The sequence below is a fragment of the Chromohalobacter canadensis genome, from assembly GCF_034479555.1.
Classification (GTDB): Bacteria; Pseudomonadota; Gammaproteobacteria; order Pseudomonadales; family Halomonadaceae; genus Chromohalobacter; species Chromohalobacter canadensis.
This window is the reverse complement of record NZ_CP140151.1, coordinates 2,269,344-2,290,577: the sequence shown is the minus strand read 5'-3', so window position 1 is coordinate 2,290,577 and position 21,234 is coordinate 2,269,344. Positions and strand designations below refer to the sequence as shown.

Below are 21,234 nucleotides of genomic sequence, written 5' to 3'. Positions count from 1 at the left end.
TAAAACTCGTTCGTGAAGAAGCATAGCGCGATTAACAAAAAAAGGGCCACTTTTTTTGAATGTCAAGTAGTACCCTTAGCTCAGAGCAATCACCCTTCAATATCCCTGTAGAGGCTCACACAATAGTGTTGGTAACCCTTTTGGCGATTTTCTGCAAGTCGTTCATGCATCCGCCAGGGTCGCCGCCTCGTCAATTCCTACCGATACCAGCCGAGATACCCCGGCTTCCTGCATGGTCACGCCCATCAATCGTTCGGCCGCTTCCATGGCAATCTTATTGTGTGTGATGTAAATGAACTGAACACTCTCGGACATTTCCTTCACCAGCTTGGCATAACGTCCCACGTTGGCATCATCCAACGGTGCATCGACTTCATCTAGCATACAGAATGGCGCCGGGTTTAGCTGAAAGATAGCAAATACCAGCGACAATGCCGTCAATGCTTTTTCTCCCCCCGAGAGGAGATGAATGGTGGTATTTTTCTTGCCCGGCGGGCGCGCCATGATGGCTACCCCCGTCTCTAGCAAATCGTCGCCGGTTAGCGTCAACCATGCGGCCCCACCGCCGAAGACCTTGGGAAAAAGCTCGCCGAAGCCGGCATTGACCTGATCGAAAGTCTGCTTGAAACGCGTCCGCGTTTCCTGGTCGATACGCCGAATCGCCTTTTCCAGGGTCTCGATGGCCTCGCTCAATTCGGCATGCTGGGCCTCGAGATAGTCGCGACGCTCGGCCTGCTGGTCGTACTCCTCGATGGCCGCCAGGTTGATGGCGCCGAGGCGTCGAATCTTGTCGCCGAGCTCGTCGAGCCGGGTCTGCCACGCCGATTCGGTAGCGTTGGGATCGAGCCCTTCACGCAGCGCGTCGACATCGTGCCCGAGCTCTTCGAGGTGTTCATCCTGCGTATCGGCTTTCAGCGTCAGGGCCTGCACCTGCATGCGCGCTTCTTCGAGCTTGCCGCGTAGACCATCGAGATTGCGCTCGTGTTGCTGACGCGCAGCCTCGGTGTCGCGCAACGTCTCGGCCAATTGATGCGCGCGATCGCGCGAAGCGTTGAGCGTCGCTTCCTCGCGACTGCGGCGGTCGAGCAATTCGTCGAGCCGTTCCCGAGTTTCTTCTTCCGGCTCACGCAAGGTGGCGCGCTGCTCTTCGAGCATGGCGAGCTTCTCGGCCAGGCGCTCGCGCTGATCGCGCGAGCGCGCATGCTGCTGATCGAGCCCTGAGCGCTCCGTCTCCAAACGCTGACGCTCCATCGCCAGATGTTGCTGGCGCTCGCGCGCAGGCGCGACTTGCTGGCGTAGCGATTGGGCTTTTTCCCGCGCCTCGCGACGCTGATTTTCCAATGCCTCGCGAGTCTGGCTGTTGGCGTCCACGTCACTCATCGCCGCCTGCCAGCGCTCACGCGTTTCCTCGAGTTCCAGGCGCCGCTCGGCATGACGCTCGACGAGCTGCGCCACATCGTCATCAAGCTCACGGGAGCGTGCGTCAAGCTGTTCCAGACGGCTCGCCAGCCCGGCCTCGCGCGAGGCCAGTTGCTGCCGACGCTGCCCAAGATCACGCTCTTGAAGACGCAGCGATTCGAGTTCCGCCGCCGAATGCTCCACCGCTTCACGCGTGACCTGCAATGTCTCCTCGAGCGTCTCGAGCGATGCTTCGAGCGCCGCGATATCGGCCTGCAGTGTCTCGCGTCGACGGCGCTGAACCAGTACGCCATCATCGGATGCCGACTCGCCGCGCCGGCGTACCCAATCCGGGCCCAGCCACAACCCACTAGGGGTGATCACGCTCTCGTCCGCCGCCAAGCGCACATGCATCGCCCAGGCGGCATCCTCATCGGCAGCGCAGTGAATGCCGTTGAGCCAAGTGCCCAGTGCCCCGGCACCGTCGACCTGCGCCCCCAATGTGCCGGTAACCGGCGCCACGCCATCGCCCCCCAACAAGGCCAATTCAGCAGGCGGGGCGTCGGCGACGATCTCGGCCATGACGGCCGTCGTCGCGAGCCGCGCCTTGAGCCACGGCGCCAGGGCCCAGGCTACGACCGTCTCCCAAGGCGCGGCGACTTCCAGCCGTTCGGCCAGGCGCGGGGCCTCGGCCAGGCCGTGGTGTGCGAGATGCGACTCCAGGGCGGCGTCGTCATCGGTCAAGGCGGCATCGAGCAAGGCCTCCACCGATGCCAGCTCGCCCTGCAGGCGGCTCAGCTGCGAACGCTGGGTGTCGCGCTGGGCTGCTGCTTCGTCGAGGCGTGTCTGGGCGTCCTCGCGTTGTTGCTGCAGGAGCTCACGTTGACTTTCCAGCGCTTCCTGATCGAGATCCAGCGCCTCGAGTTGCTCGCGCAGCTCACCGCGCTCGCCGCGCAATGCCTCGACATCGGGCAGTTCCTGGCGTTGCTGGCGACGCTTGCCGATCTGGTCATCAAGCTCGGCGATGGTATTTTCGAGGCGACGAACGTCATCCTGGGCACGCTCGGCCCCGTGCGCCACATCACGATCGCTTTCGTTGAAACGCTCCCACTCTTGTTGCGCGGTGGCGGCGTCTTCGTCAGCGGCGTCCAGAGATTCCTGCAGCATCTCCAGCGTTTCCTGAGCCTCTTCAAGCTCGGGGGCGATGCTCTCCAGACGTTCATCCAGAGCCGCGCGACGCTCGTCGTCCTGGGACCCCAGCTGTTCGAGTTCGCTCAGTTCGCGGCGTGCGTCCTCGATATCCTGGGCGAGTTGCTGATCGCGCGAACGCGCATGCTCGATGGACTGCTCGATCCGCGCTATCTCGGCACCGGTCTCATAGAAGCGGGCCTGATGGGTCTCCAGCTCGGCGGCGACCTCATCATGCGCCAGCCGCGATTCTTCCAAACGACTTTCGCATTGGCGCTGGCCGAGGATTTCGTGCTCGACCTGATTTTCCAGCTCGCGGACGTGCTGTTCCTGGGTCTGCTGCTGGGTCCGAAACGCCCGCGTGCGCAGCAACGCCAGCTCGCCCTTGAGGCGATATTCCTCGTCTTTCAGAGTCTGGTAGCGCCGCGCGGCATCCGCCTGACGCTTCAGACGCTCGAGCTGCTTGTCGAGCTCTTCGCGAATGTCGTCGAGGCGGTCGAGATTCTCCTGAGTGCGGCGCAGGCGATTCTCGGTTTCTCGTCGGCGTTCCTTGTACTTGGAAACACCTGCCGCTTCCTCCAGTGTCGAGCGCAACTCCTCGGGGCGCGCCTCGACCAACCGCGAAATCATGCCCTGCCCGATGATGGCGTAGGAACGCGGCCCCAGCCCCGTGCCCAGGAAGAGATCGGAAATATCGCGACGTCGGCACTTCTGGCCATTGAAGAAATAATTGGATTGGCTGTCGCGGGTGACCTGGCGCTTGACGGAAATTTCGGCGTACTGGGCGTAAGCGCCGCCCATGGTCCCGTCACTGTTGTCGAAGACCAGCTCGATGGACGCCTGTCCCACCGGCGAGCGTCCAGTAGAACCGTTGAAGATGACATCGGTCATCGACTCGCCGCGCAGCGTCTTGGCGGAGGATTCACCCATCACCCAGCGCACGGCATCGATGATGTTCGACTTGCCGCAGCCATTGGGGCCGACGATGGCGGTCATGTTGCCGGCGAACGGCACATTGACCGCATCGACGAACGACTTGAAGCCGACCAGTTTGATGGACGTGAGGCGCATGCGCTGCCGGAATTCCTCAGGATGAGTCGCGGCCCGATACTCGAGCCATGCATGAGAGCCCGCAGTCTATCCGAGGCGCGGGCGTGGCCCAAGCCCCTTTACCAACTCCATGCTGCCAGCGGGATTTGCCGCTTCGCCCCGCCTTGCTATGATGCCGAAGGATCATCCGAGGGAGAGGGTCATGTCGCACGTTACGCCGCACTATCTGCAGCGCCTGCCAAACCTGCCACTATCGGACGCCGCCTGGGAAGAGATCGACGCCACCGATTTCGTCGAGATTCCCTTGCTGGGCGTAGTCGCCGCCGGTCTGCCCATGGAGGCCTGCCTCGACGACGAGGCCATCCATGTGCCGTCGCGCATGGTGCGACGCAACACCTACGCTTTGCGCGTGCGCGGCGATTCGATGATCGACAGCAACATCTTCGATGGCGACATCATCATCATCGAGCGCTTCGAGTCCGCCGAGAACGGTGAAACCGCCGTGGTACAGATCAACAACCAAGAAGTCACGCTCAAGCGGCTTTACATCGAGAAATCCGGTGTGCGCCTGCAACCCGCCAACGATGATATGCCGCCCATCTATCTCAAGAACGACGATGTACAAGTGCTGGGCCTGGTGATGGGTGTGATGCGTCACGCGGCCACGAGTCACTGATGCGCTACGCGATTCCCGACCTGGCATCCGGCGAGCATCGCTACCACGAGATCGAAATCGAGAAAAGCCGCTTCATTATCTGGACGGCTTTCATCCCCGATATCGCCAGTTTCGACGCATTGTTGGCGCAAGCGCGGGCGGCTCATCCCAACGCTAGCCATCACTGCACGGCTTATATCGCTGGTGCCCCTGGTGAGCAGAACGCCATCGGCTTTTCCGACGACGGCGAGCCCGGGGGCACCGCGGGGCGACCCATGTATCAGGCACTGGAAGGCTCGGGGCTGGGGCAGGTCGGCTGCGTGGTGATTCGTTACTTCGGCGGCACCAAGCTAGGCACCGGCGGCTTGGTCCGCGCCTATACGCAGGCGGTCGTCCAGGCGCTCGAAGGCCTGCCACGGCGCCCCTTCATCGAGCGCAGAATGCTGCGGATACGCATCGATTTCGCCGGCGAGGCCATTGCCCGCGAGTGGCTCGCCACGCAGGATGCCCTCATCGAAAGCGCCGATTACGAAGCCGACGGCGTGACGCTCAGCATCGCCTGGCCACGAGAGCGCGACAGCGACCTGAGCGCGCTGACCTCGCGCCTCAAGGGGCAGCTTACCCGGCTCGATTCCTCAGCCTAGGTACTCGGTCATCACATCACTCTGTTTCCACCTGGCGTTTTCCTTATCGTCCGGGGGGAATGCCATAATGCCCTGCTCGACTCAGGGAATCTTGCAAGGACACCGAGGGTGATGGCGAAGACATGACGCAAGTGGCCAGCGGTCGCATCGGCTTAGCACCGATGGAAGGCGTGATCGATGTGGTCACGCGGGATTTATTGAGCGCCGATGGTGCGCTCGACTGGACGGTGACCGAATTCGTGCGCGTGGTCGACACGCGCCTACCGGCGCGTGTGTTCCTGCGTCACTGCCCCGAGCTCGAACACGCCGAGTGCGCGACCTCGAACGGTACGCCGGTTCACCTGCAGCTCCTGGGTTCCGACCCCAGTGCCCTGGCAGCGAACGCGGTACATGCCCAGGCACTCGGCGCTCGCCAGATCGATCTCAACTTCGGCTGCCCAGCCAAGACCGTCAACCGCCATGACGGCGGTGCCTCGCTGTTGCGCGATCCCGAGCGCGTGCATACCGTCGTGCGGACCGTTGCCGAGGCGCTGGCGCCTCTGGGAATCGCCGTGACCGCCAAGATCCGCCTGGGATTTGACGACAAGCAAGTGGCACTCGCCTGTGCCGAGGCCGCCGAAGCCGGAGGCGCGGCACACCTGGTGGTGCATGCCCGCACCCGCCGCGAAGGGTATCGACCACCGGCGCATTGGGAATGGATCGGACGGATTCGCGCCCGACTCGCGATTCCGGTGATCGCCAACGGCGATATCTGGACACTGGAAGATTATTGGAAGGCCCGTACGCTATCGGGCTGCACGGATGTGATGCTGGGACGCGGCATGCTTGCCGACCCCTGGCTTGCGCGGCGCATCAAGCATTGGCAGCGTACCGGCGAGCACTTGCCGGAGACACCCTGGGCGGCGCGTGCCGAGGTGCTGGCGGCCTATGCCCAGCGTATGCGCATGCACCTGCCGGAAAAGATCGTCGTCTCGCTGCTCAAGCAGTGGCTCAATCAGATGCGTGGACGTGACGACGAAGCCGCCAGGCGCTTCACCGCCCTGCGACGCCGTACCGAGTTGCAGGCGTTTCTTGACGGTCTAACACCCGTCATGCAGGACGACATCTCTGCCCGCCAAGGGGTCGCTATCGGGATGAACGGCTGAACCTCAAGTTATCAAACGCTGTTCACAATGATAACGAAGCGTTAGAATCCAAGGTTCATCCACCCTGCTTTCACGTCCATGAAAATCACCCGCATCGCTTGCTACAACATACTGGGGTTGGCCTTGCTCCTCAGTTGGTGGCTGCCTCATTTCCCCTTCTGGTCGACCCTCGATGACGACATTTTCTGGTTCTTCAATCAGACACTGTCGATCACCGATCATCCGCTTTGGACGACACTGGTCGCCGTGCTCAACAACCGTGATTTCGATATCGCCAGCTTCCTGGCCCTGGCCGCCGTTTTCGCATGGGCCATGCGCCTGGACACACGTCCCGAACGCCTGAAACGCTGGAGCGCCATCGGCGTGAGCATGCTAGTCACTGCTGGATTATTAAGCTTACTGGTCAATAAACTGGTGACCTACGGACACCCCAGTCCGACCCTGACGCACAGCGGAATCCACCTGTTGTCGCAGGAGGTGAGCTTCGCCACTAAGGATCGCTCAGGCAACAGCTTTCCCGGCGATCATGGCCTGATGCTGATGACCTTTACAGCGTTCATGTGGCATTTCGCGGGACGTCGCGTCGGCCTCGTCAGCGCCGTATTGGCTGTCGCCTTGAGCGCGCCACGCATCATCGGCGGCGGCCATTGGTTCAGCGACGTCTATATGGGGGCACTCGCCATCGCCCTGTTGTCGCTGCCCTGGGTATTGTGTACCTCATTAGCCAACCGCATGGCCGCTTGGCTTCAGCGCAGCCTCGAGCGCCTCGCTTCACGCTTTCACCACTGAATCGTCATGTCGCCGAGGCGGTTCGAACGGGCACGCCTCGGCACCTTCGACGACACATCGGGCCGGCACGGGGGACAACGTGCCGAATGCCTCCCAGGACATGACACGATCGCGTCCTGCGCCTTTGGCGGCATATAGCCGCCGATCGGCCAAGGCGATCATGGCGCTTAGCGTCGTCGCCTCGTCCTGAGTGGCGAGGCCTTGACTGACGGTCATGCCGAGCGACTTGTCGGGCAGCACCAATGGCTGACCGCGCACGGAAGTCGCAACGCGTTCGGCGACCGCCAGGGCGTCGACACGCGACGTTCCCGGAAGCAGCAACATGAATTCCTCACCGCCGTAACGCCCCAGCATGTCACCATCGCGCAACCCCTGGCGCAGGCAATTTACGAGATGGCAGAGCGCCGCGTCGCCCGTGGCGTGCCCATGCAGATCGTTGAACCGCTTGAAATGATCGACATCCAGTAACACGATCGCAAAGGGTCGCTTGGAGCGCTGCCAACGCTCGGCAATGGCGATGATCGCGCGACGATTGAGAGCACCGGTCAGCATGTCGTGCAACGCTTCACGGCGATACGCACGCTCGAGCCGCTCGGTGACGCCTTCCAGCCCCATCAGCACACCGGCGAACAGCGCCCCCGTCAGCACTAGATTGACCCATAACAGCCATGTCGCCACCGCCGGTGACAACTCAACCGCGGGCGCCCCCTGGTGCATACTCATCAACAATGCGCCGACCACGCCCAGCAGCAACAGCGACAACACGATCTTGTAGCTGCGCGGAATCGCGCTGATGTGCAACACCAGCAGTGCCAGGCCCACGTAGAATTCAAAGCCGACGCCGGCGCCGTAGAGGCGAATCGACTCGCCAATCAGCAGTAACATCATGATCCACAGCAAGGTCGCGCCCCAGGCCATGTACCCCCGATGATGCAGCCCTCGGGCACCGAGCGTCATCAAGACGCTGAATAGGACGATCAATATCGGACCGGGACGTCCTAGCCAGACGAACAGCGGTAGCATCAAACCGGCATAGGCTACCAACGCCATGGCGTACAGGTGGGCAAAGGTATCGAAATAGCGACGATATTCCGGCGACAGGGGGCAATACGGAGGCAACGATGCACCTCGGCCTCCCCAGAGGCGATAGGTACGTAGCGGCATGATGAACGAATCCCTTTTTATTGCGTTAGACCACGTCATGCGACGGGCCTTCCCCTGCATCGATTCCCTAGCAAGGTTAGCCATATTCAGCGCATCAAAAGGACGATTCGTGTATGAATTTAGCCGCTTTGCAGCATGAAATTCGTCAAACGCCAAATAAGCAAAATGCCATGTTGTCGCTTCGTTGCGCTAGGGTATCCGTATTAGATGAAACGATATCTGCATAGTATGTCCGAACATGTCACGACATCGCCGCCGGCCCGATGATTTCCAGGTCACGCATGACCAGCTGATCGCGTCCTGCGGACTTGGCGCGATACAAGCGGCGATCAGCCATGTCGATGAGCGTTTGCAATGAAGTGGCTTCCTGGGCCGTGGCCATGCCCATGGAAAACGTCACAGAGAGAGTCAACGCTTCCATCCGACACGGCTGATCCGCCAGACATCGACGAATGCGCGTTGCGACCGAGAGCACCTCGCCCCGCGTGCTGTCGGGCAATACGATCAGGAACTCCTCACCACCGACGCGCCCGAGGCGGTCACCTTCGCGCAAGGCAGCCCGCACTATATACGCCAGATGACGCAAGACTTCGTCGCCTGCGGTGTGGCCATGGGTGTCATTGACTTGCTTGAAGTGGTCGGCATCGAGCAGCAATAGCGTGAAATCTCGCCCCTGTTGCCACAGCATGTCGGCTTCGTGAAAGATGGCACGCCGGTTGAGCACCGTGGTGAGGTAATCATGGGTGGCGTCACGACGGAAATGGTGCTCGCAACGTTCGGTAATGGCATGCAGCCGCCACAGGATCAGCCCCAGGATCAGGAAGACCATGACCAGATTGGTCAGGCGAATGTCCTCGCGAAACGCCTCGGCTTCCAGCATCCAGGGGGTGGAATGTGGGGCCATCAGCAAGGTAGCCAGCGCCACGCTGCCGACCGTAGCACTCATCACGATCTTGTAACGCGCCGCCATGTCGCTGATTAACATCTCGCAAAGCAGCAGGAAAAAGTAATATTCGAAGCCGGCATCGGGGCCGATCAGCCACACGCTAGACGTGATCAAAAGCAGGGTGGCGGACAGCTTGACGGTCATCGCCCGATGCAGTTGCAAGCGTCGGTGCAACATCAATGCTGCGGTATTGGTCGCCACGCAGGCGAGATTCAAGACGATCAGCAATGGGATCTGAAGACCGATCAACACGCACGCAAACAGTAAGTGCCCCAGGCTTGCAAGCACGAAAGTCTGTGCCACCACCTCGTAGCTACGTCGGTGCTCCAGCGGCAGCGCCCCCGGCGCACTGCACGACCATCCCCAGAGCCGTTGCAAGGCCCTTGAAGTCATGTTGGATATCCCTTTCTACCCGCGTACCGTTGCGTGATTCGCAACGTAGCGTCCTCGCCTCCGCCCCCTTTACGGTGGATCTCAGGGCAAGGATCGTTATTTGACTCCACCGGATGACGGCCTTAACTCCGCCAGTATCGGTGCCAATATCTGCAAGGGTCCGCTTCCAGCGACATTTGCTAAGAAAGCTTAGCCAATACACGCCAAAGTGCTAGTAAAACGTAAGGAAATGTTAAGCGGTGGCATTACTGGTGGGCGATGCACGAACATGCGAAAGTTCACACGCCTTGCCCGGCTAGATGCCGGTTTCTAACGCTGAAGGATACCGACCTCCATGCAACGATTGCTGCATCATGACGACTTGGGAAAACTGATTCTACGCCTGGCCGTGGGCGGGCTAATTCTACTGCACGGCATCGACAAGCTGTTGTCGCCCGCCAGCATCACCAGCATCGGCAATATGCTCGATGCCATGGGGTTACCGGTCTTTTTGGCGTATGGCGTGCTGATCGGCGAGATCGTCGCGCCGTTGATGGCCATCTTGGGCTGGCAAGCGCGTATCGGCGGCTTGTTAATGGTTGGCAACATGCTGGTAGCGTTTATTCTCGTCCATCACGACGAGTTGCTGACACTCAATGCACAAGGCGGCTGGACGCTAGAGCTCCAGGGCATGTTTCTATGCGGCGCCCTGGCGATCATGTTCATGGGCAGCGGGCGCTTGGCAATGCACCCCGACTAATTCGGCGCCTCACACCACTCAGCGGACGCGCTCCAGTGCAGCGAGGCGCGCATCCAGCAAGGCCGGAAAGCGCTTGTACCACGTTTGGTTGAGGGGGGAAGGGTGCGGCAGCGGCGCCAGTTGGAACTCGGCACTACGTCCGTCGGGGAGCGACAATATAGTGGTATGCAGCGCCTCGAAGCGATCCTCGCGAGCCCAGAACGCCTCCAGTTCACGCTTGATCTCGCGCGACTGGCCAATGGCGAACCACAAAAAAGCCTCGCGTCCCAACGTGATCAACGTGCGACCTCGCCAGTGGCCGATCAACAGCTCCGCCATCAAGGGCTGGAAGCGCTTCTTGACCGCCATCGACCACGCCTTGTTGCCGACCGGCTTGTAGGGCACGGTATTGGCCCAAAAATAATGCTGCCCCACGGCGAGCGAGGCCTCGAAATCGGGTAACGCCTCCCCGTGCAGATGTTCATATAGCCCGGCACGCACTTTCTGACCACCGCTACCCACGAAGGGCGCGCCATGCGCGACCTCCTGACGGCCGGGGTCGCGGCCGAAAAAGCCCACCGGTGCGTCGCGGGGGCCCAACCCGATGATCGGTTCCAGCGGGTCACGTCGATTGGCGAGGTAGACATCGCGATCGATGCCGTCGAGCGTGTCGGCTTCACGGCGAAATGCATCGCGTAACGCCGAGGAGAGAGTCACGTCTCGTGACATGTTTGGCATCCTTTCCAGCTCAAGGGGATCGTTCACCTCCAACGATAGCCGCACCCCATTCATCGTCCATCGCGGGAATGGGGCGCAGCATGTGGCGGCTTACCAGCTGCCAGTATTCTCCATCGATGCCCACGGTTCCTGGGCCGGCAGCGCATCACCCTTTTGCAACAACTCCACGGAGATGCCGTCCGGCGAACGGACGAAGGCCATGTGGCCGTCGCGCGGCGGGCGATTGATGGTCACGCCGTTGTCCATCAAGTATTGGCAAAGCGCGTAGATGTCGTCGACACGATACGCCAGGTGACCGAAGTTGCGACCGCCGGTATAAGTCTCCGGGTCCCAGTTGTAGGTGAGCTCGACCTCCGGAGCCTTTTGCTCGCGCGAACGCTCCTCGTCCTCCGGCGCGGCGAGGAATACTAGCGTGAAGCGGCCTTTTTCGTTCTCCTTGCGCCGCACTTCCTTGAGGCCCAGCAGGTCACAGTAAAAGCGCAGCGAGGCGTCGAGATCGGCGACACGGACCATCGTGTGTAGGTACTGCATGGTAAGCTCCTCATGATGTTATGCAGGCTAAATGTCTATGGTAAACCAGCCCACCGGTCACAGCGAATTCATCCCCGGCGTGGCGATTCGTCAACGATTCCGCGAGGTACCCCATGAGCATGTATTGCGACCATGCCCCCGGTCATCCCTTTCATGGCCCCTACCATGATCACGAGTATGGGTTTCCCGTGCGCGACGATGATCGACTCTTCGAGCGCCTGATCCTCGAGATCAACCAGGCTGGCCTTTCCTGGCTGACCGTTCTCAAGAAGCGCGAGGCGTTTTCGGCGGCCTTCGATGATTTTTCCGTGGCACGCGTCGCCGCTTACGACGACACGCAAAGGGCGCGTCTGCTCGCGGATGCAGGTATCATCCGCAATCGACGCAAGGTCGATGCCGCGATTCACAATGCCAACGTCGTGCTCGCCCTGCAGGAGTCTCACGGTAGCTTCGCTGCCTGGCTCGATGCGCACCATCCACGCACGCTGGACGAGTGGGTGCGATTGTTCAAACGCACTTTCCGTTTCACCGGTCCCGAAATCGTCAACGAATTTCTGATGAGTACCGGCTATCTACCGGGAGCCCATCGCGAAGATTGCCCGACCCAGCAACGGGTACGAGCACAACAGCCACCGTGGCTGGACACCGAATGAACGACCATCGGAAACACGCCGCCGCAAGGGGAGATCACAGCGCATGGATTCACTGACGCAGGCCTGCCTCGGTGCCGCCATCGGCGGTTCCGTGCTGGGCCGCCGTCTAGGCCGCAAGGCCGTCATCGCTGGCGCCGTGCTCGGCACATTGCCCGATCTCGACGTAGTCATCGACTATGGCGATGCCGTCGCCGAGTACACCTATCATCGCGGGTTCAGCCATTCCCTGTGGGTACTCGGCGCCCTCGCCGTCCTACTGACCGGGCTGGCTCGAGCAGGCGAACGTTGGCGTCAAGTCTCGCCGCCTATCGGCACATGGCGCTGGGGTCTACTGTTTGGCGGCTGCCTGCTGACGCACCCCCTGCTGGACGCCTTCACCACCTATGGCACACAGCTCTGGTGGCCAATGACGACACCACCAGTGAGTTGGCACAGCATTTTCATCATCGATCCGCTGTTTACGCTGCCGTTGCTGGTGGGCGTGGTCGCCGCCTTGATCAAGGGCTACTCGCCGCGCCTGCTGGGCTGGGGACTGACGCTCGCTTGTTTTTATCTGACGTTCGCAGTCGCAGCACAGAATACAGTGAACGCACGCATAGGCCCGAGCCTGGCCAATCAAGGGCTCGAAAACGCCCCGCGCCTGGTCCAGCCAACGCCCTTCAACGCCTTGCTGTGGCGCGTCACGGTCGTCCAGGACGACGCCTACTACGAAGGCGTCATCAGCCTCTTCGATGGCCAAACGCCGATGGCGCTGACCCAGCTGCCACGTGGCGGCGAATGGCAGGATGCCGCGTTGGAAACGGCGGCCGGGCAGCGTCTTGCGTGGTTCGCCGGTCCTTTTCTGCGCTATCGCACCGAGAAACACCACGGTTCGACCCAACTGATCGCAACCGACCTGCGTCTGGGCACGCCCGGCTATCACATGTTCAACTTCACGCTGGCCGAGCGCCGCGGCGATGATTGGCACCCCATCGACAGCGAACGTATCGCAGGCGCGCGTCCCGACAGAACAGCCTTCGCCGCACTTTTTCAACGCCTGATCGCTCCGCAAGCCAGCGCCTGCCTGCCGCTGGATGACCGTCAGGCGCGGTGCCTCACGCCGGGGGCCTCGCTCTAGTACGAAGAAGGCGGCTCATCGTGAGCCGCCTTCGCCTTTCTACCGTGTGCCGCTGTCTGTGTCAGAGGCGCTCCGCCGTGTAATTCTCCACCGCCTGACGCGCTTCACCCATGGCCTGGTCACGTACCCCCTCGCCCATGTTGAGACCTTCCGCGTAGATCCAGTCGATGTCGCGAATGCCGATCAAGCCCAGCAGGCTGCTGACATGGCCGGTCTGAGTATCCATCGCAGTACCAGCATACTGGCCGCCGCGTGCCGCGAGCACCAGTGCGCGCTTGCCTTCGATCAAGCCTACCGGACCATTTTCCGTATACTTGAACGTCTTGCCGGCCCGCAGGATACGGTCGAACCACGCCTTGAGCTGGCTCGGAATGCCGAGGTTGTAAAGCGGTACTGCCAACACGATCAGATCATGCGCCAGCACTTCCTCGATCAACGTCTCGGAACGCGCCGCCAGCTCATGCTGGGCCGCATCACGCTCGTCGGGAGCGGTCATCCAACTGGCCATTTCAGCGCCATCGAGATGCGGAAGGTCGAGGGACACGACATCGCGCTCGGTGAGTTGGATATCGTCGCGCGCGCCGAGCTGCGCTTTGAAATGCGTCGCCAGCGCACGTGACTGGCCATTTTCACCAAGGATGGAAGCGGTCACCAACAAGATATTGCGAACGGCCATGCGAAAGTCCTTTCATTGGTTTCAGAGCAAATAATGCGAATAGCGCTATTATTCGTTGCCCTTTTTGAAAAGAAAAACGCAAAAAAGCCCATGAACCGTTCTACAAAAACGAATTCTTCTACCTCCCCGCTTTCTTGGCTGGCGAGGTTGACCGACATTCAGCCGTTACGTTCCACGCCCTGGCCACAGCCCACCAGCGTTTGATCGCCCTGTTCGACACGAACCCGAACGGGGTACGGCTTGCCACTCATGCTGTCGAAACAAGCCCGTGCCTTGAGCTCGACGGTCACCGGAGCATCGGCATCGCCAGCCTCTAGCGTCACGGCCGCCTGGTGGCCGTTGTCGAGCCGCGTGACCCGATAATCCAGCGTGCGCTTTTGCTCACCGTATTGCGTGATCAGCGTCAGTTGCGGCGTCTCGCGATCGAGCTCGAGCGTCCATCCAGGTTCGTTGCCCTGTCCCTTGAAGATCGCTCTCGGGGCATCGGCGCGCGTGATCGCATCGCGACGAGTCTCTTGTTGACAGGCGAGCTGGCCATTGTCGCTTTCGACGTGCGCCTCGTCGCCCTGCTGGGCGAACGTCAGGGTACCTTTCCGATAGCGCTTGCCCTCCGCGACCACGCTACGCTCGAGCCCATAGTACCCCTGCGCCGACCACAACCGCAGGTTGTCTCCGGGCGAGGCCGAGATGAGATCCTGTGCCGGTGTGCAACGCCAGGACACGAATGCCTCCGCGCCATCGGCAAAGAAGGCGCTCGGCAGCAGCGGCGACTTGGGAGCGTCCTCGTTCTCATCCGGTGCATCGAGACGCGGCGGCGGTGTGAAATCACTCCCCGAGGCATCGCTCACCTGTGGCGGCTTCTCGGTACTCGCGCAGCCGCCCAACACGGCAACGCATACCACACCCGACAAGACGTGCCGCGCACGCCGAGACATTGTGGGGAACATTCAGCTTCTCCTTGCTGGTCAGGACCCGCCCCACTTCAGCGGGGCATGTTGCATGCAATATCGATCAATCAATGAAGGCCGATAGCATACCAGTCCTCATGACATGAGAAACGCCGGTACCATAAGAAACGCGCCGCCGAGCGGTAGCTCGGCGGCGCGTTCATGGCGTCAACGCGGGAGGTTTACCCGTGGCGGCGACGCAACTCCTTGGCCGCATCGACCATGTTGGCCAATGCCGGCTCGACCTCCGCCCAACCGCGTGTCTTCAGACCGCAGTCTGGATTGACCCAGAGCCGCTCGGCGGGGATCTTCTCGGCGGCTTTTTCCATCAACTGCACCATCCATTTCACCTCGGGAATGTTCGGCGAGTGAATGTCATACACGCCCGGGCCGATCTCGTTGGGATAGGCGAAGTCCTGGAAGGCGTCGAGCAGCTCCATGTCGGAACGCGACGTCTCGATGGTGATGACGTCGGCATCCAGCGCCGCAATCGCCGCGATGATGTCGTTGAACTCCGAGTAGCACATGTGCGTGTGGATCTGCGTCTCGTCGCGAGCGACGGCCGCGCTCAACTTGAAGCTTTCCACCGCCCAGTCGAGGTAGCGTTGCCACTCGCCCTGACGCAGCGGTAGGCCTTCGCGCAGTGCCGGCTCGTCGATCTGGATGATCTTGATACCCGCCGCTTCGAGATCGGCGACTTCGTCACGCAGGGACAAGGCAATCTGACGACAGGTCGCATCGCGCGGCTGGTCATCGCGCACGAAGGACCACTGCAAGATCGTCACCGGGCCGGTGAGCATGCCTTTCATGGGCTTGTCGGTGAGCGATTGCGCGTACTCGCTCCAGCGCACCGTCATCGGCCCCGGGCGACTCACATCACCGAAGATTACCGGCGGTTTCACGCAGCGCGAGCCGTAACTTTGCACCCAGCCGAAGCGTGTGAAGGCAAAACCATCCAGCAGTTCGCCGAAATACTCGACCATGTCGTTACGCTCGGGCTCGCCGTGGACCGGCACATCGATATCCAGTGCTTCCTGACGCTCGACAGCGTGGGCGATCTCCTCGCGCATGCGGGCCTCGTAGGCATCACGGTCCAATTCGCCATTCTTGAAGGCGCGGCGCGCGGCGCGGATGTCCTGCGTCTGCGGGAACGAGCCGATCGTGGTGGTCGGAAACAACGGCAGGTCAAGATGACGAAGCTGAGCCTTGGCACGTGCACCGTAAGGGCTCGGGCGCTCGGCGTCGGTGGCGGAGACGCCAGACAACCGTTCACCCACGGCAGGCTTGTGAATGCGCGGGGAGTTGCGGCGTGCCTCCAGGGCCGCCGTCGCGGCGTCCAATCGCGCGGTATCTTCCGGTGTGGCGCGACCATCTAGCAAATGCGACAGCGTGACGATTTCATCGAGCTTTTGCCGCGCGAAGGCCAGCCAGCTCTTGAGCTCGGTATCGAGGTCGGTTTCCGCCTCGAGATCCACCGGCACGTGCAACAGCGAGCAAGACGCCGAGACCCACAGGCGCTCACCGAGGCGCGCGCGGGCCACTTGCAAGCGCTCGCGCAGTGCCGCCAGATCGGCGCGCCATATGTTGCGCCCGTCGATGGCGCCGATGGATAGCACCTTATAGGTGGGGAGACGGTCGAGTACGGCGTCGAGCTGTTCGGGCGCACGTACCGTATCGATGTGCAGTCCGGCAACCGGCAATCCGGCGGCCAGGCCCAAGTTGTCGCCCAGGGCGCCAAAATAGGTCGCCACCAGCAGCTTGACCCGTGCGGATTGCAGCTTGTTATAGGCGGCCTCGAAGGCCTGGCGCCAGTCGCGGGGCAGGTCCTGCACCAGGGCCGGCTCATCGAGTTGCACCCATTCGACGCCCTGCGCCGCCAAACGCTCTAGGACCTCGCCATACACCGGCAGCAGCGAATCGAGCAGGGTCAGACGGTCGAGCCCTTCGCTTTTTTCCTTGGCCAGCCACAACCAACTGATGGGTCCCAATAACGCCACCTTGACCGGATGCCCCTCGGCCTGGGCTTCGGCGACTTCATCGAACAACCGCGTAGAGGCCACCCGGAAGCGTTGATCGGTATGCAGCTCGGGGACCAGGTAGTGGTAGTTGGTGTCGAAATACTTGGTCATCTCACAAGCCGCCGCTGGCTCGCCGGAAGGCGCTCGGCCACGCGCCATGCGGAACGTCGTATCAAGATCGACCTCGCCTTCGACGGCCCCGAAACGCGGCGGCACCGCACCCAGCAGCGCGCTGACGTTGAGCACCTGATCGTAGAAAGCGAAGTCGCCCACGGTCACGAGATCGAGCCCCGCATCGCGGCTGGCTTGCCAATGCGCGGCACGCAGCGCCTTGCCGCTCTCCTCGAGCGTGGCCTGATCGATATCGCCTTTCCAGTAGGCCTCGACGGCCTTTTTCAACTCACGGTTCGCGCCAATGCGCGGATAACCCAGAATGTGTGCCAGCGCCATCGTGTTTCCTCTTGCGGTATGCGGCTAGAATGAGTGACTTTCAGTAATAAGTGACTTCTTGGTCACGGCGACGCCGTGATGTGCTGGCAGGCAGTCTCGCTGGCGGCAGTGCGTGAATCAAACTAAATTAACTAATCATCAAAATGAACGGCTCTCATATATCATGCTCGAGCTTCGCCATCTCCGCACCTTGATCGCACTACGTGACGCCGGCTCGCTCGTCGAGGCCGCCGAACGGGTGCATCTCACCCAATCGGCGCTCTCGCATCAGATCAAGGATCTCGAGGAGCGCCTGGACACCCCCCTGTTTCAGCGCAAGACGCGCCCGGTCACCTTTTCGCGGGCGGGCGAGCGCCTGCTCGCACTGGCCGAACAGATCCTGCCACAGATCCGCATGGCGGAACGCGACCTGGCACGCCTGGCCGGCCATGAACAAGGGCGCTTGCACATGGCCATCGAATGCCATAGCTGCTTTCAATGGTTAATGCCGACTATCGATCACTTTCGCGATCACTGGCCGGAAGTCGAGGTCGACATTCCCAGCGGCTACAGTTTCGATGCCTTGCCGTCGCTGGCGCGGGAGTCGCTGGATTTGGTGATCACCGCCGACCCCCAGCCGTTGGCCGGCATTCATTACGAGCCGTTGTTTCGCTACGAAGGACTACTTGCGGTGGGCAAGCAGCACACCCTGGCACGCCGCGACTGGGTGACCCCCGAAGAGCTGGCGCACGAAACATTGATCACCTATCCGGTGGAGCACACACGCCTCGATGTTTTCACTCAGTTCCTGACCCCGGCGGGTTTCACGCCCGCCGAAGTGCGCACCGCCGAGTTGACGATCATGATGATGCAGTTGGTGGCCAGCGGCCGGGGGGTCTGCGCACTTCCCAACTGGGCGCTCACCGAGTACCTGGAGCGCGGTTATGTGCGCGCCCTGCATCTCGGCGAGCAGGGAGTGTGGAGCACGCTGTTCGCAGCGATTCGCGAGGAGAGCCGTGACGAGCCGTGGATGGAGGACTTCCTGCGCACCGCGCGCGAGACCTCCTTCTCGGTACTCGAGGGGATCAAGCCGGCGTAGACACTTCTCGTCGCCACGCTTTCACGCCAGCGCTTGCGGCATGCAAGTCTGCCAAATGCGATAGCGGTCACGCATCGCCTATGCGGCGTCCCCACGCGTGGCGTGGCTCGCCCTGCAGCATATCCGGCGTCGGCAGCAACAGGCTGAAGCGCGCCCCGCCGAGCCGTTGGCTGCGTTCGACCACGACGCTGCCGCCATGCCAGGCCATGATTTTCTGTACGATGGAGAGCCCCAAGCCATAACCGCCTGAGCGCCGCGTTCGACTGTCGTCGAGACGCGCGAAGGGTTTGAAGATCAACAAGCGGTCGGCTTCGGGAACCCCCGCGCCATCGTCTTCGACATCCAGCCGCACGGCCCGTGCTTCCCGCGTTACGCTCACATGGATATGCCCTTCCGCATGGCGACAGGCGTTGGCCACGAGATTGGAAAGCGCACGCTGCAGATAACGCGGATCGGCCTCGACATCGACACCCTCGCCTTCCAAGACCTCCAAGCGCAAATGCGCGTGCAGCGGCGCCAAGGTATCGACCACGCGATGGGCCATGGCACGACAGTCGGTGGTCTCGGTGGCGAGCTGGATGCCCTGGGCGCTGTCACTCCCCAGACGGGCGTAGGTCAGAATCTCGTCAACGAGTTGATCGAGCTCTTCGATATCCCCATCGATGTCCTGCAACTGGCGCCGCACCACGGGTTCTTCGGTCATGTCTTCGACCATCTGCACCGCGAAACGGATACGTGCTACCGGAGTGCGCAATTCATGAGAGACGGCGCGGATCATTTCCTGCTGCGTACGCAACAACGATTACACCTGCGCTGCCATGCCGTTGAAGGCCATCCCCAGCCGCCCGAGAAAGTCGTTGCTCTCGACCTTGACGCGGGTATCCAGGTTACCCCCGGCGATGCGTGTGGCAGCACGCTCAAGGCGCTCCACACGCCCCTCGACACCGCGCACCACGAAGTAGATGGTCCCCGCCAGCACCAGCAACATGATGCCCAACAGGACCAGTGCCAACGAGATAGGCATCGGTTCGAAGGACGGGATGGGGCCGATATTGAGCCAGCGATCCGCCCCCAGCCGCGCATGCACATACAACACGCCGAGTCCTGGCTCGAGACGCACGACGACTTCCCCGCCCTCAAGGCGCGACTGCTGGATAGGATCGACACCCGTGGGGGGCGTCGGCGAGACCTCCAGCGGGATCTTGAAGACACGCTGAAGGCGAGCCAGACGCTCGGCGCTCTCATCTTCCGAGACGCCACTGAGCCACGTTCGCAGCGCCTCGGTCGCACCGCGTAACTGCATCTCCTTGAGCCCACCGACACGCACTTCCAACAGCCAAGATGTATCCGGCAGACGCCGCAGCACCGACCATGCCGCGTCATGACGCTCGACCAGCGGACGTCCTTCGTTGAGCCTCGATCGGTCGAAATAACTCAGCGAGACGTCATCGATGGAATGCAACGTCATGGGAACGCCCAATGTCGATGACATCGATGCCAGCCATTCGTCGCGCTCGTCGGCCGGTTGCTCGGCGGCCAGATGCGCAAGCACCTGCATCGGGCCACTCGCCAGGCGTTCGCGGTAATTCTCCTGGCGCACCTGATCGACCGCCAGGTACCCCAGCAATGCGAGTCCGAATGTCAGCACCAACGCCAGCAACAACAAGGCGTAAACGCGCAGGAAAGTGCTGTCCGACAGGGTTCGCCGCATCAACGTTAGCTATCCTTGACGAACAGATACCCTTTACTGCGCACGGTCTTGATCCGGTGCGGTTGGTTGGGATCGTCGCCGATCTTGGGCCGAATACGCGAGACCCGCACATCGATCGAGCGATCCTGGCCGTCATACTTGATGCCCCGCAGCTGCGAAAAGATTTCCTCGCGGGTCAGCACACGGCCGGCATTGCCGGCCAACAGCCACAACAGGTCGAACTCGGCACTGGTCAAGTCGATGCGCTCGTCGTTGAGCCAGGCTTCGCGCGTGGCGCTATCGATGAGCAGGTCGCCGAAGTTCAGCCGGGTAGCACCGCTGGCGGCGTCCAGAGCATCGGCACGACGCAACAGGGCGCGCATGCGCGCCAGTAGCACGCGCGGCTGCACCGGCTTGGGCACATAGTCGTCGGCACCCATTTCGAGCCCCAGCACCTGGTCCATGTCGTCGGTACGCGCGGTCAACATGAGAATGGGGCCGGCATAGTGGGCACGCACGCGTCGACAAATGGAAAGACCATCCTCGCCGGGCAACATGAGGTCGAGAATGACCATATCCGGCTGCTCGTCGAGAATACGCTCCACGGCACGTGCACCGTCGTATTCCAGATCGACCTGGAATTCATTCGCCTCGAGGTACTCCCGCGTCAGATGCGCCAGCCGCTCGTCGTCCTCTATGATCAGGACGTGATCGTGATGTCTGCTGCTGTCCAAGCTGTCATCCATCCCTTTACATTAATGCCATGAAGCCCTGCCTACCTTCGGCCTTGTCGTGCGAGTTCCGTTCGTCTTTATTTTGTATTCTTCACGCTATCCAGAGAGACTCCGCCGGAATAAGCGGTGCGACAAAGGGGTGCATGCCGCCACTCCCTACCATAGCGGATAGCAAGCGATGATACCCGAATTCACTCTCGAGTAGCTGTCGAGCATCATAGAGATCGCCACGCTGATTGAAAAATCGTCGCGTGGCAGCGAGTTATAGATTTCTTGACGGAGCGCAAGAATAGCCCCCAAGAGAGACACAGACTATCCACAACTTATCCACTTGCGACCCCCGCGAAACAGCTCTATCTTGTGCTCATCATCAAGACCTACCCCATATCTAGGGATCACAGTATTTCGCGTGCTCGTCCCGAATGGGCCTCTTCAGGCACGAAAATGCCGAGACAAGACGGCTAATTCGGCCATCGTCGCCATAACGTTCGACTTCTCGCGATGCGACATGA

At 61.4% G+C, this 21,234-nt stretch carries 19 protein-coding genes; 8 read left to right on the top strand and 11 right to left on the bottom strand.

Going from position 1 to position 21,234, the window contains the following annotated elements; all coding sequences use genetic code 11:
* Positions 1 to 162: 162 nt before the first annotated feature.
* Positions 163 to 3,657, bottom strand: coding sequence for a chromosome segregation protein SMC (gene smc, locus SR908_RS10915; RefSeq protein WP_246922307.1), 3,495 nt, complete (start codon positions 3,655 to 3,657; stop codon positions 163 to 165).
* 181 nt (positions 3,658 to 3,838) lie between these two features.
* Between smc and SR908_RS10910 the strand changes: the two genes are divergently transcribed.
* The 4 genes from SR908_RS10910 to SR908_RS10895 all read left to right on the top strand — a co-directional run bounded on the left by SR908_RS10910 (position 3,839) and on the right by SR908_RS10895 (position 6,869).
* Positions 3,839 to 4,312, top strand: coding sequence for a LexA family protein (locus SR908_RS10910; RefSeq protein WP_246922310.1), 474 nt, complete (start codon positions 3,839 to 3,841; stop codon positions 4,310 to 4,312).
* Positions 4,312 to 4,935 (top strand): IMPACT family protein, encoded by a 624-nt coding sequence (locus tag SR908_RS10905; RefSeq protein ID WP_246922313.1) that lies wholly within the window; start codon positions 4,312 to 4,314, stop codon positions 4,933 to 4,935. The genes SR908_RS10910 and SR908_RS10905 overlap by 1 nt, the downstream gene beginning before the upstream one ends.
* A gap of 122 nt (positions 4,936 to 5,057) precedes the next feature.
* Positions 5,058 to 6,080, top strand: coding sequence for a tRNA dihydrouridine synthase (locus SR908_RS10900; protein WP_246922316.1), 1,023 nt, complete (start codon positions 5,058 to 5,060; stop codon positions 6,078 to 6,080).
* 78 nt (positions 6,081 to 6,158) lie between these two features.
* Positions 6,159 to 6,869 (top strand): phosphatase PAP2 family protein, encoded by a 711-nt coding sequence (locus SR908_RS10895; protein WP_075369489.1) that lies wholly within the window; start codon positions 6,159 to 6,161, stop codon positions 6,867 to 6,869.
* Here the strand turns inward: SR908_RS10895 and SR908_RS10890 are convergent.
* Together SR908_RS10890 and SR908_RS10885 are read right to left on the bottom strand one after the other, a co-directional pair.
* On the bottom strand, positions 6,852 to 8,033 hold the full coding sequence (locus tag SR908_RS10890; protein WP_246922319.1) for a GGDEF domain-containing protein: 1,182 nt from the start codon (positions 8,031 to 8,033) through the stop codon (positions 6,852 to 6,854). The genes SR908_RS10895 and SR908_RS10890 overlap by 18 nt on opposite strands.
* 241 nt (positions 8,034 to 8,274) lie before the next feature.
* Positions 8,275 to 9,372, bottom strand: a complete 1,098-nt coding sequence (locus tag SR908_RS10885; RefSeq protein ID WP_246922322.1) for a GGDEF domain-containing protein — start codon at positions 9,370 to 9,372, stop codon at positions 8,275 to 8,277.
* A 334-nt stretch (positions 9,373 to 9,706) separates the two neighbouring features.
* On the opposite strand from SR908_RS10885, the gene SR908_RS10880 reads away from it, so the two are divergent.
* Positions 9,707 to 10,111, top strand: a complete 405-nt coding sequence (locus SR908_RS10880; protein ID WP_246922324.1) for a DoxX family protein — start codon at positions 9,707 to 9,709, stop codon at positions 10,109 to 10,111.
* Between the two features lie 18 nt (positions 10,112 to 10,129).
* Here SR908_RS10880 and SR908_RS10875 read toward each other — a convergent pair whose 3' ends face one another.
* The gene (locus SR908_RS10875) at positions 10,130 to 10,819 is read right to left on the bottom strand and encodes a uracil-DNA glycosylase family protein (protein WP_246922326.1); all 690 of its coding nucleotides are present in this window, start codon (positions 10,817 to 10,819) and stop codon (positions 10,130 to 10,132) included.
* A 99-nt stretch (positions 10,820 to 10,918) separates the two neighbouring features.
* Positions 10,919 to 11,359, bottom strand: coding sequence for a VOC family protein (locus tag SR908_RS10870; RefSeq protein WP_075369485.1), 441 nt, complete (start codon positions 11,357 to 11,359; stop codon positions 10,919 to 10,921).
* A gap of 113 nt (positions 11,360 to 11,472) precedes the next feature.
* Here SR908_RS10870 and SR908_RS10865 point away from each other — a divergent pair, with 113 nt between their 5' ends.
* Together SR908_RS10865 and SR908_RS10860 are read left to right on the top strand one after the other, a co-directional pair.
* Positions 11,473 to 12,012 carry a DNA-3-methyladenine glycosylase I gene (locus SR908_RS10865; RefSeq protein WP_246922328.1) on the top strand — a complete coding sequence of 180 codons (540 nt, stop codon included), beginning with the start codon at positions 11,473 to 11,475 and terminating at the stop codon, positions 12,010 to 12,012.
* A gap of 43 nt (positions 12,013 to 12,055) precedes the next feature.
* Positions 12,056 to 13,129: a metal-dependent hydrolase gene (locus SR908_RS10860; protein WP_246922330.1), complete on the top strand. Its 1,074-nt coding sequence runs from the start codon at positions 12,056 to 12,058 to the stop codon at positions 13,127 to 13,129.
* Between the two features lie 61 nt (positions 13,130 to 13,190).
* Here SR908_RS10860 and SR908_RS10855 read toward each other — a convergent pair whose 3' ends face one another.
* From SR908_RS10855 to metE, 3 genes are all read right to left on the bottom strand, one after another.
* A complete protein-coding gene (locus SR908_RS10855) occupies positions 13,191 to 13,805 on the bottom strand; it encodes an FMN-dependent NADH-azoreductase (RefSeq protein ID WP_246922332.1) in 615 nt (204 codons plus the stop codon).
* 158 nt (positions 13,806 to 13,963) lie between these two features.
* Complete coding sequence (locus tag SR908_RS10850; RefSeq protein ID WP_246922335.1) at positions 13,964 to 14,752, bottom strand: COG3650 family protein; 789 nt, start codon at positions 14,750 to 14,752, stop codon at positions 13,964 to 13,966.
* A gap of 182 nt (positions 14,753 to 14,934) precedes the next feature.
* Positions 14,935 to 17,220: a 5-methyltetrahydropteroyltriglutamate--homocysteine S-methyltransferase gene (metE, locus tag SR908_RS10845; RefSeq protein ID WP_246922338.1), complete on the bottom strand. Its 2,286-nt coding sequence runs from the start codon at positions 17,218 to 17,220 to the stop codon at positions 14,935 to 14,937.
* Between the two features lie 163 nt (positions 17,221 to 17,383).
* Here metE and SR908_RS10840 point away from each other — a divergent pair, with 163 nt between their 5' ends.
* Complete coding sequence (locus SR908_RS10840; RefSeq protein WP_246922340.1) at positions 17,384 to 18,298, top strand: LysR family transcriptional regulator; 915 nt, start codon at positions 17,384 to 17,386, stop codon at positions 18,296 to 18,298.
* 67 nt (positions 18,299 to 18,365) lie between these two features.
* Here SR908_RS10840 and SR908_RS10835 read toward each other — a convergent pair whose 3' ends face one another.
* From SR908_RS10835 to SR908_RS10825, 3 genes are read right to left on the bottom strand one after another with little or no spacing between them, the layout of a single operon-like run.
* Complete coding sequence (locus SR908_RS10835; RefSeq protein ID WP_322527349.1) at positions 18,366 to 19,097, bottom strand: sensor histidine kinase; 732 nt, start codon at positions 19,095 to 19,097, stop codon at positions 18,366 to 18,368.
* Positions 19,098 to 19,100: 3 nt separating this feature from the next.
* Positions 19,101 to 20,009, bottom strand: coding sequence for a HAMP domain-containing protein (locus SR908_RS10830; protein WP_322527348.1), 909 nt, complete (start codon positions 20,007 to 20,009; stop codon positions 19,101 to 19,103).
* Between the two features lie 5 nt (positions 20,010 to 20,014).
* Complete coding sequence (locus SR908_RS10825) at positions 20,015 to 20,734, bottom strand: response regulator (RefSeq protein ID WP_075369471.1); 720 nt, start codon at positions 20,732 to 20,734, stop codon at positions 20,015 to 20,017.
* Positions 20,735 to 21,234 lie beyond the last annotated feature (500 nt).

What these genes read in the sequence shown, in the direction of transcription:
- smc (WP_246922307.1), bottom strand. Translation starts at nt 3,657, where the DNA reads ATGCGCCTCACGTCCATCAAACTGGTCGGCTTCAAGTCGTTCGTCGAT.
- SR908_RS10910 (WP_246922310.1), top strand. Translation starts at nt 3,839, where the DNA reads ATGTCGCACGTTACGCCGCACTATCTGCAGCGCCTGCCAAACCTGCCA.
- SR908_RS10905 (WP_246922313.1), top strand. Translation starts at nt 4,312, where the DNA reads ATGCGCTACGCGATTCCCGACCTGGCATCCGGCGAGCATCGCTACCAC.
- SR908_RS10900 (WP_246922316.1), top strand. Translation starts at nt 5,058, where the DNA reads ATGACGCAAGTGGCCAGCGGTCGCATCGGCTTAGCACCGATGGAAGGC.
- SR908_RS10895 (WP_075369489.1), top strand. Translation starts at nt 6,159, where the DNA reads ATGAAAATCACCCGCATCGCTTGCTACAACATACTGGGGTTGGCCTTG.
- SR908_RS10890 (WP_246922319.1), bottom strand. Translation starts at nt 8,033, where the DNA reads ATGCCGCTACGTACCTATCGCCTCTGGGGAGGCCGAGGTGCATCGTTG.
- SR908_RS10885 (WP_246922322.1), bottom strand. Translation starts at nt 9,372, where the DNA reads ATGACTTCAAGGGCCTTGCAACGGCTCTGGGGATGGTCGTGCAGTGCG.
- SR908_RS10880 (WP_246922324.1), top strand. Translation starts at nt 9,707, where the DNA reads ATGCAACGATTGCTGCATCATGACGACTTGGGAAAACTGATTCTACGC.
- SR908_RS10875 (WP_246922326.1), bottom strand. Translation starts at nt 10,819, where the DNA reads ATGTCACGAGACGTGACTCTCTCCTCGGCGTTACGCGATGCATTTCGC.
- SR908_RS10870 (WP_075369485.1), bottom strand. Translation starts at nt 11,359, where the DNA reads ATGCAGTACCTACACACGATGGTCCGTGTCGCCGATCTCGACGCCTCG.
- SR908_RS10865 (WP_246922328.1), top strand. Translation starts at nt 11,473, where the DNA reads ATGAGCATGTATTGCGACCATGCCCCCGGTCATCCCTTTCATGGCCCC.
- SR908_RS10860 (WP_246922330.1), top strand. Translation starts at nt 12,056, where the DNA reads ATGGATTCACTGACGCAGGCCTGCCTCGGTGCCGCCATCGGCGGTTCC.
- SR908_RS10855 (WP_246922332.1), bottom strand. Translation starts at nt 13,805, where the DNA reads ATGGCCGTTCGCAATATCTTGTTGGTGACCGCTTCCATCCTTGGTGAA.
- SR908_RS10850 (WP_246922335.1), bottom strand. Translation starts at nt 14,752, where the DNA reads ATGTTCCCCACAATGTCTCGGCGTGCGCGGCACGTCTTGTCGGGTGTG.
- metE (WP_246922338.1), bottom strand. Translation starts at nt 17,220, where the DNA reads ATGGCGCTGGCACACATTCTGGGTTATCCGCGCATTGGCGCGAACCGT.
- SR908_RS10840 (WP_246922340.1), top strand. Translation starts at nt 17,384, where the DNA reads ATGCTCGAGCTTCGCCATCTCCGCACCTTGATCGCACTACGTGACGCC.
- SR908_RS10830 (WP_322527348.1), bottom strand. Translation starts at nt 20,009, where the DNA reads ATGCGGCGAACCCTGTCGGACAGCACTTTCCTGCGCGTTTACGCCTTG.
- SR908_RS10825 (WP_075369471.1), bottom strand. Translation starts at nt 20,734, where the DNA reads ATGGATGACAGCTTGGACAGCAGCAGACATCACGATCACGTCCTGATC.